Below are 16,525 nucleotides of genomic sequence, written 5' to 3' on the forward strand. Positions count from 1 at the left end.
CGAACCGGCGTGGCAGCGCTGGTGGGGATCGCCGGTTCAGCAGGCATGAGAGGTTCGCCTCGTATGGTTCGAGTGCCTTTCGTTCCACGTAAGCGGCTCGTAGGAGAAATCCTCAACGTGAGGAACTCGGTCCTCATCGAGGCGGGCGGCGGGTTCGGCAAGAGCGTCCTGCTCCGGCAGGTCGGCGCCAGCACCGACAACAGCATCGAGGTGAGCCTTCCTCGCGACCACCCGGTCACCGTTGACGAGCTGACATCGTCGATATTCGACGCGGCCGACCAGACCCGCCCACCCGCGAACGGCACCGCCAGGCGGATCAGTGCGCTGCGGGCCGCGCCGCCGGACCTGCTGATCATCGACAACGTCGAGGCGCTCACCGACGACGCCGCCGCCTGGCTCGCCGAACTGGCGCAAGACGGCCCGCAGCCGCCACGGATCCTCGTCAGCGGCCGCCTGCTGCCGGCGCCGCTGGCGGCCATGGAGTTCCAGGGCACCGCCGCCCGGTTCAACACCCAGGACCTGCGCCTCACGCAGGACGAGGCCGAGGCCCTTGCCCGTCTCGAGATCGGCGACGAGGACGGCGAGCGGCTCGCCGCCACCCTGCACGACCTGTCCGGCGGTTGGGTGGCGCTGCTGCTGGTGATGCTGCGCCGCCTCGCCCGCACACCGGACCGCATCGCGGCCGCCACGGTCCTGCTGCGCCATCCAGGGCTGATCCGGCAGCTGATGGACCACTACGCCGCCGACCTCGATCCGTCCGACCGCTACCTGCTGACCCAGGTCGCCGCGTTCCCGATGGTCAACGACCGGCTGGTGGAAGGGCTCGGGCAGCCAGGGCTGCTGCGCCGCCTCATCCGGGCCGGCATCCCGTTCGCCGTGGGCGCCAACGGGTGGTCACGGCTGTGCAGCGAGTCACAGAAGTCCCTCGCCTCGCTGGCGCCGCTCGACCCGGCCATCGCGCAGCGAGCCGCCCCGCTGCTGATGTCGCAGGGCGCCGAACTGGCGGCGGCCAGCCTGCTAGCCGACAGCGGCGACCCCGAGCAGGCCGCGACGCTCGTCGCCAAGCTGCCCACCTCCCGGATCAACCAGCTCGACCCGGTCGAGTTCATCCACCTGATGGCCCGCCTCGGGCCGGCCGCCGAAGCCGCCCCGCAGGTGCTGCTACACCTGGCCCGCACCCACCGCAACCTGGGCCAGCTCGCCGAGGAACGGGAAGTCATCGGGCGGGCGCTGCGCATCGTGCGGGAGCAGGACGCCGACGACGACCTCGTTACGGAGGTCGAGAGCGAATGGCTGATCCAGCGGGCGCTGGTGCGTGAGCCGGACGTGCTCGCACACGTCGAACGGCTCCTGGACGGTGCCGCGGAGGGCACGCGTGCGCAGGCGAGCCTGCTTGAGGCCCTCGGCGTGGCCTTGTCCGACCGACCGGACGGGCCGAGCCTGCGCCGCGCTGAGAACGCCATGCGCCAGGCCGCCATCATGTGGGGCGAACTGGGCGAGCCAGCCCGCGTCGCGGCCGTCCAGCGCGCGCTCGCCACGCAGGTGCTGTCCGTTCTCGGCAAGACCGGTGAGGGTGCCATGCTGCTGCGTAGGCTCGGCACCACCAGCGACACCCAGTTCGACCGGATGCTGTGCCTCGTCATGGAGGCGCGGCTGTTGGCGCTGAGCGGCGAGGCCGATCGGCCGCTCGCCATCCTCGACGACGGCATTCTGCTCGCCGAACTGCTGGGCATCGACTGGGTCACCGGTCACGCCGCGTGGACCCGACTGATCGTGGCGGCCAACGACCATGACACGACCGGGGTCCTGGAGCACTTGGCCAGGGCCGAGGCCCACCTCGGCCAGCTCATGAACCACGACGGCGGCGGTCTGCGTTTTCTGTGCGAGGCCGCCGACGCCTGTGCGGTGGTCGGGGCGGACGGCCCCGCTGCCCGGCTGCTCGCCACCGCCCGGGAACACCGCATCGAAGATCCGCTCACCGTTGCTCTCACGGAGGCGTTCATCGATGCCCGCCGCGGTGACCCCGCCGCCGCCGACCTGCTGCAGCGCATGCTCAAGGATGGCGAGATTGCCCCTTGCCTGCAATGGAAGGCCGAGCTGCTGACCGGGTACGTCCGCCACGCCGTCGGCGACATCGACGCGGCCAACCATTGCCTGCTGATCGCACTGGACCGGGCGGCAAGTCTCGGCCATCCCGACCTGCTCGACCGCCGGGAACGGCGGGTGGCCGGGGTGCTGCGCTCGGCGATTCGGTTGCCGTCGGTGGCCGTGGCCGGTTCACCCGTCGGCGACGGGGCCGGCGAGGGCGGCTGCTACGAAATCCGGGTGCTCGGCGGATTCGAGGTCCGCGAGGGCAACACCGTGCTGCACGGCATCGGCCGGGTCAGCCAGTTGGTGAAACATCTCGTTCTCGCAAACGGTTCCGTCCGGGTCGAGACGATGGTGGAGGCACTGTGGCCGGGCGAGATGCCCGGGGTCGGGCAACGCCGCCTCAAGAATGTCCTGACCAGGGTCCGCGCCGCGTACGGATCGCTGGTGAGCCGGACGGGGCAACTGCTGAGCCTGTCCTCGTGCAAGGTCGACCTGCACGCGTTCGAGGACCTGGCCCGGGCGGTCGCGGCCACACAGGACGACGAGCGTGTCGCCCGTGCCCGCATCGCGCTCGCCGCGTTCAACGGCCCACTGCTGCCCGACGACCTCTACGACGACGTCATCACGCAACGCCGTGAGGTCGTGCGATGCCGGGCCCTCGGCCTGATCGACGTCGTGCTGACCGCAGCGATCGAGGCGGACGCCATGGACGAGGCCATGGCACGCCTGGAAGCGGCCATGGACCTCGACCCGTACGACCAGGAACGACCGTTGCGGGTCGTCCGGGCCCTGATCGCACGTCAGCGGTATCTGGAAGCGAGCGACCTCGCCGTCCGGGTGATCGCGGCCGCCGGCGAACTGGGTCTGCCCCTCGCCGTCGAGTGGAACGAACTGTCGCTCGGTTCGATCAATGGGCCCCGGGTGCGACGGGGCGGCAGAGGGCGTCGAGATCCTCACACCATGACTCGAGCCGGTCGGCCCGCAACAGGTGCGTTCCCACCAACAGCCCGGCGTAACCAGCGTTGAGCAGATCGGCGGCCACCCACGGGTCGTCGATCCCGCTGGCGCTGACCGGGCACGACGTCCCGGTCCCGAGCACGGCCGGCAGCAGCTTGCGGCTGCGGTCCAGGTCGGCGTCGCCGCTTTCACGGGCGCGAATGTCCTTGTTGTTGACCGCCACCACGCACCCCTCGCACCGGGGAAGGGCCTCGACCTCGTCGCCGCCGGCCACCTCGATGAAGGGGGTCAGATCGAGCGCCAGTGCCCGCTCGGTCAGTCGCTCCAGCGCGACCTGCGGCAGCAGCGTCGCGGTCAGCAGCACCGCAGAGGCACCCAGGTCCTTCGCCACCTGCAACTGCCCGGCGTTTGTGATGAAGTCCTTCTGCAGGATCGGTAGATCCGTGGACCGGGCGACCTCGGTCAGCAGTCCAGCGTCGCCGCCGAACCAGCGGCCGGTGACGACCGACAGGCACGGGGCGCCCGCAGCTTCGTACCGGGCCACGATCTCGGCCGGGGTGCGGCCACGGAACAGGTCCTCGCCGCCGGCCGAGCGCGGCTTGAGCTCCATGACGACGGGGCGAGCGGCCCCCGTCAGGGCATCGACGAAGGTCGAGGCCATCAGGCCACCTCCTCCATGTCCGGGACAGCACCCCACTGCTGCCGGATGCCGCTGACCCTGACCGGACAGAATGCCCCGGCCAGCTCCCTCGCGGCCGTGTCGACGTCGACACCGGCGAACCGGGGATGCGCGGCAACCTTGTCGTATCGGGTACGGTTTTGGGCCGAGATCCCGCCGGCAAGCAGGAACGGCATCGTCGTCGCCTCGGCCAAGTCGATCACGACGTCGGGGTTCAGCGAGACGCCGGTACTGCCGACCTGCCCGCCAGGGCTCGTCGCATCGAACAGGAGCATGTCGGTGCCGGCCCGCTCGTAGGATGCCAGCAGCGGTCGCTCGACGCAGGCGTCGCCGGTGACGTGCAGCACCTTGACGACCGTAGCCTCCGGTCGTTCTCGCTTGATCGCCGCGACGACGGCCGGCGGCTGGTAGCCGTGCAACTGTAGCCACCGCACATCCGCGGCGCGGGAGGCTTTCAAGATGGCGGCCGGGTCCCGCAGGAACGTAACCATAATCGGGTCCGGTGCCGACCGTGTCGCCGACGCGCAGGCGCTGCGGCACGCCTGCGCCAGGGCGGAGAAGCGGCCGAGGGGCAGGTCGGCGTGGCCGCCCGGCACCCCATGCCACAGACCGATGAGGTCTACGCCCAAGGTGCCGAGCAGGGCCACGTCTTCGCGGCGGGTGGCGCCGCAAACCTTAAGCAGCATGCTCACAGCCCCAGCAGCGAAGAGATCCGGTTGTACTGGATCTCGGTCGTTCCCGAGTAGATGGTGCTACCGACGGCATCGGCGAGCTCGCGGTCCAGTCCGTACTCCGACATGTAGCCGTTACCGCCGAAGATCTGGATGGCCGCCAGCCCGGAGGCGACATTCGCCTCGCTGGTCAGCAGCTTGCTGATCGCCACGTCCATCGTGACGTTCTGGCCGGCGACGAGGCCTTCGGCGGTGTCGTACAACCACCGGCGCGCCGTCTCCAGGCGGATGCGCATGTCGACCAACTTGTGCGAGATCGCCTGGTACGAACCGATCGGCTTGCCGAACTGAGTGCGGATCCGGGCATACTCCAGACAGCGCTCGAACCGGTGCTGCATCTGTCCGACGTTGATGATGAACGAGCAGAGGATCTCGTGCTTCATCACATGTTCGAGCAGCAGGTACCCGCGCCCGACACCGCCGATGACCCGGTCGGCCGGCACCCGGCAGTCGTCGAGGAACAGTTCGCTCATCGGCGACGACGTCAGGCCCATCTTCTTGATCGGCTGGCCGGCCGTGAAGCCGGGGGTCTGTGTGTCGACCAGGAACGCGGTGATGCCGAGCGGCCCGCCCTCAGGCCTGGTTCGGGCGTACACCACGACCACGTCGGCGATCGGGCCGTTGCTGACGAAGCTCTTGCTGCCGTTGAGGACGAAGTGGTCACCGTCCCGTACCGCTGTCGTGCACATGCTGAGCGCGTCGGACCCGGTGTCGGGCTCGCTGATCGCGTGGGCGCCGATGAGCTCGCCCGCGCACAGCCGGGTCAGGTACCGGTCCTTCTGCGCCTCGGTCCCGAAGTGCTGGAGCGGCACGCCCGTGCTGCACAGGGTGGTGGCGACGGAGAAACTCAGCCCGCCGTCACGGCACCCTTTGCCGAGTGCCTCCAGCACGTACATCGTGGTGGGCAGGTCGACGCCCACCCCGCCCCACGCGGGGTCGAACGGCAGGCTCATGATCCCTGAGGCGCACAGCGACTTCCACGCGTCCCACGGGAACCCGCTTCCGGCGCCGTCGTGCTCGCCGACGGCCAGGTCACGACAGACCCGCTCCATGCCGTCGCGCAGTGCAAGCTGATCCTCGCTCCAGGTACGCATGCGCGCGACCTCAGTACGCGGAGGCGCCGACTGCGTCGAGGCTGTGCTTCTCGTCGCCGCGCAGGGCGGGCGAGAACACGCACACGAGGCGCAGGTCGGTCTCCGGGTCGGCGATCAGGTAGTGGGCGTCGTGCTTGTCCAGGGCGTAGATCGTGCCCGGGGTGATGCGGTGCGACGTGCCGTCCATGCTGACGACCTCGCCAGAGCCCTCGATGCAGTAGCAGGCCTCCAGGTGGTTGCGATACTCCAGCAGTGACTTGGTGCCGGCCAGCACGATCGTGTCGGTGATCGTGTAGCCGAGGCCGTCGGACTGCAGCAGGAAGCGGCGGCTGAAGCCGTTACCCCAGTCAACGGTGAGGACGTTGTCGAGCGAGCGGACGATCATCGGATTTCTCCTCTCAGGAATGGCGAGCCGGTGGCAGGGATCGGACGTGGTGGTGGGGACGCAGGTCGGTGACGAGGTCGGCGAGGTCGGCGACGACGTCACCGCCGGCGAGGTATGACACCTCGGCACGCGCGACGACGGTGCTGCCGACCACCGCCGCGTCGGCGCCCGCCGCGTGTACCCGCTGCACGTCGGCCGTCGTACGGACCCCGAAACCGACAGCGATCGGCGCGTCGGTCAGGGCCCGCAGGGCGTCGATGGGGGAACGCAATGCCTGCGCGTCGGGCGCCGGGCCGGAACCGCTGGCGCCGTAATGCGCCACCAGGTACACGTAGCCGGAGGCGTGGGCCGCCGCCTCCGCCACGACCGCCGGAGTCGAGGACACGTAGCACGTGGTGACCACGGGCAGTCCCGCGGCACCGGCCCGGTCGTAAAAGTCCGGGCGGACCCGGGGCGGTGCGCCGTGCAGGAGCATCCCCGCCGCTCCCGCACCAGCGACGGCCGTGACGACCTGCGCCATGGAGCGGGGACGGACGGTGTAGGCCCAGTCGGCCAGCACGACGACCTTGAGATGCAGGTGCCGGCTGCGGGAGCGTTCGACGAACGCGAGGACGTCGCGCAGATCGGTACCGGCCGCTAGTGCCCGGTCCGCCGACCGCCGGATGACCGGCCCGTCGCTGATGGAGTCGGGGAACGGCACCGCCAGTTCCAAGACGTCGACCTTGTGTTCGTCGAGCATGTCGGCGACGTCGTCGAGCACGTCGAACGGCGGGTCGCCGGCGTTGAGGAAGACGGCCAGGCCCGGCGGGCGCGGGAAGTACGTGTCACGCACCGGACGCCGCCCGGCTCAGAAGCGGCGACTGCCTGCCGGTCCGCACGGCCTCGATCAGGTTGCGGACCGCGCCGTCGCGCATCGCCGCCAGTGCCGAGTCCATCGCGTCGCGCCAGTTCGTCTCCCGTTCGGCCGCGATGGCCAGAGCGGCGGCGTTGAGTGCGACGGTCTGGGTGGCCACCTCGCCGGCCTGCCCCGACACCACGTCCAGAAAGTGCTCGACGAGGCGGTCGTTGTCCGCGACCGCCGCGAGGTCCGGCAGCGAACCGTCGGCGAGTTGCAGGTTCCGGCGGTTCAGCAGGATCTCAGGTGCGTTCGGCCCGGGCAGGACCGTGTTGTCAGCGAAGCTGATGAGCTCGTCGGCACCGACATCGTTGGTGACCAACCAGATATCGCGGTCCTCGACCGCTGCCGCGAGCCGGTGCGCCAGCGGCAGCAGCCCTGGGTTCGGCAGGCCGGTCAGCTGACGCGTTTCCGGCAGCGCCGGCAGGAACGGGCCCAGCAGGTTGAGCGCCCGGCCGTAGGGCTTCATCGGCAGCGGCAGGATCCGCCGGGCCAGCACGGTCAGCTCCACCGGATACACGAAGTAGCCGGCGAATGCGATGCCGTGGCGATCCAGCGACGCTGCCGTCTCGTCGTAGGACTTGGTGAGCAGGATCCCGAGCCGGTCCAAAAGGTCGATCGAGCCGAATTTGCTGGAGTAGGCCCGCGACCCGGTCTTCACGACGCGGGCCCCCAGTGCCGTCGCGACGAAGGCGGCGGCCGTGGAGACGTTGAACGTGGACACACCGCCGCCCGTGCCGACGACGTTGACCGCCCCGGGGAAGGCGCGGACCGGCCCGGTGCGGCGCGCGTGCAGCGACCGGACCAGGTTGGCGAGCGTGTCCGGAACGACCCCGTCGAGGCTGAGCGCGGCCAGGAGCGACGCCGGCTCGCCGGATCCCAGCGTGTCGGCGCTAAGCTCATCCCAGAACGACGACCAGGTCGCGGTGTCGACCGCCCGACCGGCCCGCAGGCCGGCAATCGCGGCGTGCATTTGTCAACTCGCCTTGACCGGGTGCGACGCCCGCGCCACGAAGGCGTTGATGGCGTCGACGGTGCGGAAGTTGTCCGGGTCCAACGCCGCGTCGTCGACGGTGACCTGGAACTCCGACTCGACCCAGGCGATGAGCTTGAGCAGCCCGAGGCTGTCCACGACGCCGTTTGTGAGCAGGTCGTAGTCGGTGCTGAGTTCCGATGCCTGCACGTCGGGCAGGAACTCCGTGATCAGGAAGCTCTTGATGTGATCGGTATGGTTCATCGGGCCGGTTCCATTCTCGTGACGGTCGCCTCCGACTGGGGGGACCTGAGGGTCTGGGTGAGGGACTGGCGGTCGACCTTGCCCGTGCTCGTGCGGGGCAAGGGGTCTTCGGAAAGCCGCAGCGTCGACGGGATCGCCGCCGTCGGCAGGTGCCGGGCGCAGTGCTGACGCAGCGCGAGGGTGTTGACGGTGGCGCCGGGCACGCTGCGCAGGACCGCATGCAGCAGGTGCCCGGCAACGGGGTCGGGGACGGCCAGGACGACGGCTTCGGCGACCTGGCCGTGGTCCAGCAGCACCTGTTCGACCACCGCGATGTTCAGCCGCGTGCCGCGAACCTTCACCTGGAGGTCGTTGCGGCCTTCCAGGTGCAGCTCGCCGTCGCCGTTGCGGCGCACCACATCGCCGGTGCGGTAGTAGCTGTCGGAAACGCCTGGCGGGCGGCCCGCGGGGGCCGGCACGAACGGGTTCGGTGCCGCCGGGTCCGCGCCGAGATACCCCGCCGACTGAAACGGCGTCGCGACGACCAGCTCGCCCTGTCCCGGCCCCGTGATCTCGTTGCCCTCGTCGTCGAGCACGATCGCGTCGACACCGGGCAGCGGGGCGCCGAGCGGGACACCGTCGACCGGCAGCGCGCCGCGGTCGACCTCGTGCATGAAGCTGTCGTTGGTTTCCGTACAGCCGTAGACGTTGTAGAAGCGGCTGGTGGGGAAGACGCCGGGCAACCGGGTGAGGCAGCGCGCGGGCATGTGGTCGCCGGTGAAGATCAGATGGCGTACCGACCTGAGCTGCCGGTCCGCGTCGCCAGCGGCGTCGACCATCAGCTGGTGCGCCATCGGCACGGCCTGCACGACGGTGACGGCGTTGTCGTCGATCGCGTCGATCAGGTACCGCCCGTTGGTGGCGGCGTCCGGGTCGACGAGAACGACCTGACCACCGTGGTGCAGCGTCGCCCACACGTCGAGCAGGCACAGGTCGAAGTTCAGCGGGGCATAGTTGAGCACCGATGCGCCGGGGCCGAGGTCGAACTGACCGGCGGCCCAGTCGACGAAGCGCTCGACCGCGCCCGCGCTGAGCGGCACCAGCTTCGGGATGCCCGTGGACCCCGACGTCGTAAGGATGAACGCGACGTCGTCCCGGTTGCCGGGCACACCCGGTGCAGGCGCGGTGCCGGCCCGGGCGGGGGCGGTGTCGTCGGCGTAGAGCAGATGACGGCACCCAACCTTGTCCACGAGGCGTTGCAGCGTGGCTTCCGGCAGGGTCGCCGATGGCAGCACGACGGGCAGGCGCGCCTTCAGGCACGCCAGCACCATGGCGATGGTGCCCGGCGTTTTCGTTGCGGACACGGCGATCGGCTCCCGGCCGGTCGTGTCGAGTCCGTCGAGGCGGGCAGCGGCAGTGGCGACGAGGCCGCCGAGTTCGCCGTAGGAGACGCGCCGGCCCTTCGCCACGAGGGCCGTGGCGTCCGGCCGGGCGTCGACCTGCCGGGCGAACGACATCCAAAGCTCAGTCGGTTTCATCTTCGGTATCGTGCGGACGGGCGCGCAACATCACCGCAAGGCCCGGCGCGGTCCGGAGCGCCTTGGGGCGGCCGTGAAGACGGTGGGAGCAAGCATGCGCGGCCGTTGCGTTCCGAGTGGTACCAACGGGCGACGATGCTGTACCGACCCCGAGGAGCCAGTCTTATGCGGGACATCGCCGTGTTCAGTGGCAGCGCACATCCGGAGCTGGCGGAGGAGATCTGCGCCCAGCTCGCCGTGCCGTTGCATCCGGTGCGGATCGACCGGTTCTCCAACGATTGCCTCGAGGTGCAGTTGCTGGCCAACTGCCGCGAGCGGGACGTGTTCCTGATCCAGCCGCTCGTCCCGCCGGTGCAGGAGCATCTGGTGGAGCTGCTGCTCATGCTCGACGCGGCCCGCGGCGCCTCAGCGGCGCGGACCACCGTCGTCATGTCGCACTACGCCTACGCCCGCTCCGACAAGAAGACCGAGCCGCGCATCTCCATCGGTGCCCGTCTGGTCGCCGACCTGCTCGCCTCCTCCGGTGCGTCGCGGGTGCTGACGATGGCTCTGCATTCACCACAGGTTCACGGGTTCTTCAGCGTCCCGGTCGACCACCTGCACGCCCTGGGCGAACTCGCCGGGCACTTCCGCGCGTTCGACCTCGCCAACAGCGTCGTGGTTTCACCGGACCTCGGCAACGCGAAGGTGGCGTCCGCGTTCGCCCGGATGCTGGGTATCCCGGTCGCGGCCGGGGCCAAGCAGCGTTTCAGCGACGACCGTGTGGTCATCAGCGACATCATCGGCGACGTCGAAGATCGTGACGTCATCGTCCTGGACGACGAGATAGCCCGCGGCAGCACTGTCATCGAGCTGGTCGACCGTCTTCGCGAGCGCAATTTGGCGACCATTCGGGTCGCGTGCACCCACGGCCTCTTCACCGACGGCGCCCTGGAGCGGCTCGCGGCACTGCCCGATGTGCTGGAGATCGTCTGCACCAACAGTGTGCCGATCACGAAGGAGATCTGGCACCCCAAGCTGCGGGTGCTGTCCCTCGCTCCGGCACTCGCCGAAGCGATGCGGCGAATCCACAACGGAGAGTCGGTCAGCTCTCTGTTCCACTGACCCAGCGCAGGCGTTTACTCCTGTGGATGGGTGGACGCGGACGTTCATGGCGCGGGCGGCCGCAGCCGCCTTTGCCGAGTACGGCATCAGCTTTCCGCACCTCGCTGGACGATGGAACATGGATTAGCGACTTTGAACCATTGTTCGTCTGGCAGTGGTCATATTGAATCGTCGTCATGGAACAGTTACGCATCGTGGTCCTTGCCGTCGCCACGCTCTTCGTTGGCCTGTCCGCCGGCGTGTTCTTCACGTACTCGACGTCGGTGATGCTGGCCCTGCGCCAGACCGAAGACCGTGTGCTCATCGACGTCATGCAGAAGGTAAACGTCGTCATCCTCAACGGCTGGTTCCTCACCGCCTATGTCGGCGCCCTCGTACTCGCCATCGTCGCGGTCGTCCTGCACCGCGGCCCGGAATACCGCGCCATGTTCCCCTGGCTGCTCGCGGCGACGGTGCTGTACGCCATCCTGTTCGCCGTCACGGCGTTCGCGAGTGCTCCGCTGAACTACCGTCTGGACCGGGCCGGCCCGGTCGCGGACATGGCCGACCCGGCTGCAGTCCGCGCCGCCTTCGAAGCGACCTGGAACCGTTGGAACCTGGTCCGCACACTCACCGGCGCCGCATCCCTGCTGACCCTGGCCATGGCTTTGCTCAAACGCTGACTGCCAGGCAGCATCCTCGAACGGACCAGTCGCTGCCTGCCGGGCGATCAACGGGCGTTTGAGCAGGTGGTGAAAGAGGGCGACCAGAAGGACGGCCGTGATCGTCCCGGCGAGCATCCCGGTGCCGAGCTGGTGTGTGTACGTCACTCCAGCTCAGGCAGCATCCAGCGGCTCGTGGCTGGTCGAGGCGCCATCGTACAGCCGCCCTCCCGCAGCCCGGGCCAGCACCTCCTCGGCGGTCAGCGGGCTACGCGGATGGTGGGTCAGCGACAGCGGTGTCCTGATCTTCTGCGGCGCGGCGCCTTCGGCGGCGAGGTAGAACTCGCCGGTGGTCAGCCGGGAAATGTCCGGTACGTCGCCGCCCTTGGCTCGGGCCATATCGCGTGCCGCCTCGATTTGGATCGGGCTGTTCATCAGGCCGTAGAGCTGCGTCGCCGCGTTGCCGGGGATCCGGTTGTGTAGTCCCTTCGGCGCCTGCGTGGCGAAGATCAACCCGAGGCCGTACTTGCGGGCCTGGGCGGCCAGCGCCAGCGTGCTCTGCGTACAGGCCGTCATCGCTCCGGACGGGGCGAACGTCTGCGCCTCATCCATCACGAGCAGGCCAAGTAGCGGGCGGTCACCGGCGGGGTTCTTCTTGATCCAGGCGAAGAGCGCCAACTGAAGCTGGTTGACGAAGCTCTGGCGTACGTCGTCGGAGGGCAGGCCGATGAGGCTGATGACCGAGACCCGGGCCCGCTTGCCCGGCTCGGGGGTGAGCAGCACTCCGGGATCCATCGGCGTGCCCTCGCCACCGAAGAGCGGGTCGTTCACCATGGCGGCGGTCAACGTCTGCGCGAGCCCGAGACCGATCTTGTCGGCGTCATCGAGGTCGATGATGCCGTCCGGCAGGTCGGCCAGCGTGTCGATCAGGTCCTGCAACCGCGAGCCGCCGCGGCGACCGTAGTGCTCGACGGCCTTACGCAGCACCGCCAGCCCCAGATGCGCCCGGCTGGCCCGGCCGGTGACCATGGCCCGTGGCGCGAGGGAGGCGACGGCCGCCTCCACCGCCTCGGCGAACTCGTCCGGGTCGTCACGCACGCCGGTGAAATCGGGCAGTGGCTGGAAACTCAGCGGACGGCCCGCCGTACGCCGAGGCGTCCAGACCATGACGTCGGTGTGGGCCAGATAGTCCTGTGCCTTTGCGGGGTCACCCGGTCGCCACTGCGCGGGCGGGGTGGGCCAACTCTCGCCGAGGCGGGCCAGGTCGTTGTTGGGGTCGAGGACGATGGCGGAGACACCTCGCAGGGCGCATTCCTCCACGATCCGGCGGATGAGCACGGTCTTGCCGGAGCCTGAGCCAGCGAAGATCGTGGCGTGCTTCCGGAGCATCTCAAGCGCCAACGCTGCCGGCTCGTCGTCGTCGTACCCGTACCCGATGACGAACGCCGGCTCAGCCGACGACGGCGCCGTTCCCACGGCCGCTGCGGATCGGCCAACGGCCGCCGCGGATCGGCCAACGGCCGCCGGGGATGAGCCAGCGGCCGGGGGTGGGGCACCGACGGTCTGCCAGCTGTCGACGTCGGCCAGGGCGTGCTGGAGGAACTTGAGCTCCCGGGTCGGTCGCCGCTCGGCCAGCCAGCCCTGGAGATCCATCGTGGCTTCGGCGAGCATGACCCGCAGGGCGGAGAGAATACGCAGATCCTCGTCGTCGAGGCCGATGGTCTGCCCGCCGGCGTCGGTGAACGCACCGACGGCCCGCTGGGTGGCCGCGCTGCTGGACCATTCGCGGTTGCGCAGCAGAAACAGCTTGCGTCTGGTCAGGCCGGTGGGGAGCGCGGAGGCCACACAGGCCTTGCGGAGCCGAGCCAGCGCCGCGTTGCCGTGGTGGTCGTCGCTGATCGCCCGGAAACACCAGTGCACCTGGTCCTCAGTGCGTTCGTCGAGCGTCAGCCGGAGCCGGGCGTGCAGCGGCGGGTCGGTGCTCGGGGGCGGATCGACGCTGAACGCCTCCCCGGCGTCGCCGCGCTCCAGAATCCAGGCGGTGAGCCCGGCGGCGAGCAGTTCCGGCATCATCTGGTCCTCCGACACCCGCCTGCGTGGGGTGATGGTGTCGGCGGCGCCGCGCAGTTCGGCGAAGCGGGCGTCGTAGCGGTCCAGTTCCGCGCCGACCGCAGGGATCGGGGTGGGTCGGGGCGCCCGAGGCTCTGCGGCCGGCGGCTCGCCGAGACTCACCAACTCCCGGACCTCGTTGTCGGCGATGCAGGCGCGGATGTGCCGGTCGATCTCGATCAGCAACTGACGCGGCGTGAAATCCCCCGCCTCGGCGAAGGCGCGCGGGGAGACCGGCCACGACGGGTACGGCGGGATGAACCCGACCTCCTGGTAGCGGAGGGTGAACCGCTTCTCGATCATCGCCCGGCCCAGGTCGGCGTCGTCGATCCGACGCAGCGTCGGCGTCTCGCGGAACCGGTCGGCCACCGTGTCGGCGGCGGTGGACTTGATGATGGTCCACGAGTTCGGAATGCAGGCCAGGACGGTCAGCGTCCGGCGCGTGCCCTGCCGCAGCGACATCAGTCCGTCCGCCATCCGGGCCAGCATCAGCGCCTGCTCGGGGCTCATCGCGGCGGCGCCGACCAGGGCGGGATCGCTCTGGATCGCCAACTGGGCGATCAGCGTGTCGATCTGGTCGATCGCGACGACCGACGGACCGGTGAGCGCCAGCAGCCAGGAGAGGTCCTGCACGATCTGCTGGGCCGAACGTGGTGCGCGCCGCATGCCCCACGTCGCCCGTTCACCGGGAACCACCTCCGCCCCGGAGAGGAAGTAGTTCTCCGCGAGGTCACGATGCGCGATGTCCTCGGAGGCGCTCAGCGCCAGCGCTCGCGCGGTCTCCTGGCACATCCGGGCCGCGTGCCGATCGAAATCACCGAGCCCGGTCAGGAAGGCGTCGAGTGCCGCCCGGGTCAGCTCGGTGTCACCCATGACCGCCCGGCGTGCCGTCCGGGGCGCTCCCACCAGGGCCGACAGGCGCTGCAACAGAAGTCTGAGCTGGGTCTGCGGACCACCGGGCACCGGCCGAGCCAGGCCGTCCAGCATCGCGGCCAGCACGCTGTCCCAGAAGCTGCCGGTGTCGAGCAGGCTCACCAGGAAGAAGTAGCCGCCCTGCTGCTGCACCTGCTGCCGGACCCAGCCCAGCAGGTGGGTCTTGCCGGACCCACGCTGCCCCTGGATCACCAGGCCGAGCGGGCTGCCGTCGGTGCTCGCCCCGGCCTCGTCCACGCCGGCGAGCACCTCCCGGAGCACCGGGGCGTGCAGGCCGTCGATGTGGAACGGCAGCGGTCGCCACACGTCGTCGGGTACCGGTGCCCAGTTGAACCGCAGTGCCGCGAGGGCGGCGCGTTCCGCCTCGTTCATCACACGCCGATCGCCAGCAGATGGTTCTCCTGTCCACCGAGGCGCAGGGCGGCCTTGATGTCCGCCTCGGTGAGCGTCTTCTGGTTCGACTCCGGGGTGAGGTGCACGCCGTTGGAGCGGCTGAGCTGCCGCAGGGCGTCGTCCAACTCCTCGCGGGGCAGGTCGGCGAAGAACGGGCGCAGCCGGCGCAGGCTCACCCAGGCCCCGGGTTCGGCCGCGAGCGCGTGGTACGCGCTGACCACGCGCGCCGGCAGCGATCCGGACGCCGCCGGGGCGGCGGTGGCGGCCGGCGCGCGTACGTCGCTCAACGCGAAGAGTTCAGTGAGGGTGGCGCAGCCGCTCCGGGCCAGGACCCGCTCGCGCAGGCTGTTCTGTAGGGCGGTCAACGCCGCGCCGAGCGCCGCCGCGCCGCGGAGCGTGAAATCAAAGTCGTGCTGCACCCGTACCCAGCCCTTGTCGTCCAGTTGGAGGGCGTACGTGGCGCCGCTCTTGCGGGCCGCCACATAGTGCAGGCGGGTGAGCTTGTCGCGCTGGGGCTTGCGTACGTCAAGGCCGTACCGGTCGCGCAGCTCGGTGTTCAGCACCTCCCGCGCCTCGGCCATGAGCACGACGAGGATCGCACTCTCCGATGCAGTCAGGTCATCGCCGGCCATGCTGGCGTCCTTTCGCTATGTCCCGGCGGCGGTTGTGCAGACACATACCGATCTGCTGAACCACGGCGCCGACGTCGTGGGTTACCCGGGCGTTGGTGAAACGCAGGACGATGTATCCGTCCAGTTGCAGTTGGACGTCGCGCTGCCGGTCGGCCTCGAAGTGGTCCGGGCGGCAGTGTTCGGGACCGTCGATTTCCACCACGCACCGTTCGTCCGGCCACAGTAGATCGAGCCGCACCGGCGCGGCCAGGGGATGGGATTGGTAGCTCTGGTTCCACCTCCGCCCGGCCGACCAGCTCACGGCGGCGAGCGCCGTCTCCAGCCGCTGTTCGGCGGTGCTGGCTGGATGCGGCTTGCCGATCACCACCTGCTTCCCGTAGGGCGCGGATGGTGCGCGCGGCATCTCGATCTCGACCCTCGGAAGCCCATCCAGCTGCGCCGCACAGGGTCCGGTCAACCAGACCGCCGGGCCGCCATGGTGTACGAGCCACGCGGCCCCCGCTGCGACCACGGTGCCATCGGCGTGGGTCGGTTCGACGAGCAGCACCACCTTCCGTCGGCCGAACGCCGCTGCGACGAGGCGGGCCAGTGCGGCCGCCCGGATGCGCAATGGAAGGGTGGCGGTGGCGGCCCGTCGTGCGGTCACCGCGAAGGTGGCCAGGTCGGGCAGGAAGGAGCCCGGGTAGTGGTCGCGGCGTGCCCGTGCGGCGGCGGCGACCCGGATCGCGGCGAGGCCCGCTGTGTCGGGACGAACTTCTTCTGCCGCTTCCGGCAGCCACGCCGGCAGGAGTTCCACCGCGACCTGTTCGAGTCGGTTCACCGCGGCGTGCACGAATTCCGCCGGCATCACATGCCGTACGGCCGAGTGGTGCACCACGGCGGCCAGCTCTATCTGGTTCCGGGCGATCAGCATGGCCAGTGCGTCGGTCTGCACGTCGGGCAGGGCGACGACCCGATCGGCCGGAACGTCGGCGAGTTTCCGGCTCATCCGGACGCGACACCCCTCCCCCATCGGGCGTGGACGTTTCTGCCGACCCGCTCTGGGCCTCTGAACGGCAATGATCAGCCCAGCCCAGAACGGTTTTAACGGACTGGTTGATTACCAGCAGAGGTTCGCCGGGCACCAG

General features: G+C 69.8%; 14 protein-coding genes. 3 read left to right on the forward strand and 11 right to left on the reverse strand.

Going from position 1 to position 16,525, the window contains the following annotated elements; translation table 11 throughout:
* Window positions 1–117 precede the first annotated feature (117 nt).
* Window positions 118–3,117, forward strand: coding sequence for an AfsR/SARP family transcriptional regulator (locus AC507J_RS01825; RefSeq protein WP_496287262.1), 3,000 nt, complete (start codon window positions 118–120; stop codon window positions 3,115–3,117).
* On the opposite strand, the gene AC507J_RS01830 is transcribed toward AC507J_RS01825, so the two are convergent.
* Genes AC507J_RS01830 through AC507J_RS01865 form a run of 8 tightly spaced genes read right to left on the reverse strand, consistent with a single transcriptional unit; the run spans window position 2,999 to window position 9,586 of the window.
* The gene (locus tag AC507J_RS01830) at window positions 2,999–3,709 is read right to left on the reverse strand and encodes a beta/alpha barrel domain-containing protein (RefSeq protein WP_496287263.1); all 711 of its coding nucleotides are present in this window, start codon (window positions 3,707–3,709) and stop codon (window positions 2,999–3,001) included. The genes AC507J_RS01825 and AC507J_RS01830 overlap by 119 nt on opposite strands.
* Entirely contained in the window at window positions 3,709–4,413 is a 705-nt protein-coding gene (locus AC507J_RS01835) for a phosphoribosylanthranilate isomerase (protein ID WP_496287370.1), read from the reverse strand. Before AC507J_RS01835 ends, AC507J_RS01830 begins: the two co-directional genes overlap by 1 nt.
* A gap of 2 nt (window positions 4,414–4,415) precedes the next feature.
* Window positions 4,416–5,552, reverse strand: coding sequence for an acyl-CoA dehydrogenase family protein (locus AC507J_RS01840; protein WP_496287264.1), 1,137 nt, complete (start codon window positions 5,550–5,552; stop codon window positions 4,416–4,418).
* A gap of 10 nt (window positions 5,553–5,562) precedes the next feature.
* Window positions 5,563–5,937, reverse strand: coding sequence for an ectoine synthase (locus AC507J_RS01845; RefSeq protein ID WP_496287265.1), 375 nt, complete (start codon window positions 5,935–5,937; stop codon window positions 5,563–5,565).
* Window positions 5,938–5,950: 13 nt separating this feature from the next.
* Window positions 5,951–6,769 (reverse strand): tryptophan synthase subunit alpha, encoded by an 819-nt coding sequence (gene trpA / locus AC507J_RS01850; protein ID WP_496287266.1) that lies wholly within the window; start codon window positions 6,767–6,769, stop codon window positions 5,951–5,953.
* The gene (locus tag AC507J_RS01855; RefSeq protein WP_496287267.1) at window positions 6,762–7,805 is read right to left on the reverse strand and encodes a hypothetical protein; all 1,044 of its coding nucleotides are present in this window, start codon (window positions 7,803–7,805) and stop codon (window positions 6,762–6,764) included. Before AC507J_RS01855 ends, trpA begins: the two co-directional genes overlap by 8 nt.
* Window positions 7,806–7,808: 3 nt before the next feature.
* Window positions 7,809–8,069, reverse strand: coding sequence for a phosphopantetheine-binding protein (locus AC507J_RS01860; RefSeq protein WP_496287268.1), 261 nt, complete (start codon window positions 8,067–8,069; stop codon window positions 7,809–7,811).
* Window positions 8,066–9,586, reverse strand: a complete 1,521-nt coding sequence (locus tag AC507J_RS01865; protein WP_496287269.1) for an AMP-binding protein — start codon at window positions 9,584–9,586, stop codon at window positions 8,066–8,068. The genes AC507J_RS01860 and AC507J_RS01865 overlap by 4 nt, the downstream gene beginning before the upstream one ends.
* A gap of 165 nt (window positions 9,587–9,751) precedes the next feature.
* On the opposite strand from AC507J_RS01865, the gene AC507J_RS01870 reads away from it, so the two are divergent.
* Window positions 9,752–10,690: a ribose-phosphate diphosphokinase gene (locus AC507J_RS01870; protein WP_496287270.1), complete on the forward strand. Its 939-nt coding sequence runs from the start codon at window positions 9,752–9,754 to the stop codon at window positions 10,688–10,690.
* A 176-nt stretch (window positions 10,691–10,866) separates the two neighbouring features.
* Complete coding sequence (locus AC507J_RS01875; protein ID WP_496287271.1) at window positions 10,867–11,352, forward strand: anthrone oxygenase family protein; 486 nt, start codon at window positions 10,867–10,869, stop codon at window positions 11,350–11,352.
* Between the two features lie 153 nt (window positions 11,353–11,505).
* Here AC507J_RS01875 and AC507J_RS01880 read toward each other — a convergent pair whose 3' ends face one another.
* From AC507J_RS01880 to AC507J_RS01890, 3 genes are read right to left on the reverse strand one after another with little or no spacing between them, the layout of a single operon-like run.
* Entirely contained in the window at window positions 11,506–14,745 is a 3,240-nt protein-coding gene (locus AC507J_RS01880) for a helicase HerA domain-containing protein (protein WP_496287272.1), read from the reverse strand.
* Window positions 14,745–15,398, reverse strand: a complete 654-nt coding sequence (locus tag AC507J_RS01885; RefSeq protein ID WP_496287273.1) for a hypothetical protein — start codon at window positions 15,396–15,398, stop codon at window positions 14,745–14,747. The genes AC507J_RS01880 and AC507J_RS01885 overlap by 1 nt, the downstream gene beginning before the upstream one ends.
* Complete coding sequence (locus AC507J_RS01890) at window positions 15,385–16,386, reverse strand: endonuclease domain-containing protein (RefSeq protein WP_496287274.1); 1,002 nt, start codon at window positions 16,384–16,386, stop codon at window positions 15,385–15,387. Before AC507J_RS01890 ends, AC507J_RS01885 begins: the two co-directional genes overlap by 14 nt.
* Window positions 16,387–16,525 lie beyond the last annotated feature (139 nt).

It is taken from the genome of Micromonospora sp. PRAS1, from assembly GCF_059553435.1.